General features: G+C 52.2%; 1 protein-coding gene. It reads left to right on the plus strand.

The genetic code is table 11. From position 1 onward, the window contains the following. The coding region (locus H9565_RS20020; protein WP_215442150.1) for an immunoglobulin-like domain-containing protein at nucleotides 1-793 on the plus strand (793 nt) is incomplete at both ends.

A 793-nucleotide genomic window follows, 5' to 3' on the forward strand; every position in this document is an offset into this window, starting at 1 on the left:
TATTGCCGCCTACGGGGAGCGGGGCCAACGACATAACCGCGTTCGGGCTTCCGGTCCAGAACAGTGCGGATATCGACCCGGGTACCAATACGGTAACGGTGAACGTACCCGACGGAACGGACCTGAACGTCGCCCCACAGGTCCTAGGGGTCTCGCCCGGGGCCATGGTCTTGCCCGCGATAGGTGCCGTACAGGATTTTAGCGGACAGGTGCTCTATACCGTTACCGCGGAAAACGGAACGCCGCAGGTATGGACCGTGAACGTGACCGTATCCCAGCCCACGGGGAGTGCGGAGAATGATATTGTGGCCTTTGAATTACCACTTCAAAATTCTTCGACAATCGATACGGACAACAATATTATTTCAGTGAATGTAGATACGGGAGTCCCATTGAATATAGCTCCAAATATTTTTAACGTATCCCCAAGTGCCAGTGTTTCTCCGGCAACAACTACCGTTCAGGATTTTTCTTCCACCGTTACATATGTAGTTACGGCCGAGAACGGCAATGAAAAAACGTGGCAAGTAAACGTTACGTTAAGCCCTGACGATACGGCCCCCGTAATTACTCTGGCAGGATCAAATCCTCAGGAACTGACCCTAGGGGAAACCTATAACGAACTTGGGGCTACGGCAACCGATAATGTTGACGGTGATATTTCCGCAAACGTGATCAGCGACGCCACTGCTGTAAATATGAACGTTGCCGGCACCTACACGGTCACCTATAACGTGAGCGATGCTGCGGGCAATGCTGCACTTACCGTAGAGCGTAGTGTAGAGGTAAGCGT

The organism is Zobellia russellii, from assembly GCF_018728565.1.
GTDB lineage: Bacteria > Bacteroidota > Bacteroidia > Flavobacteriales > Flavobacteriaceae > Zobellia > Zobellia russellii.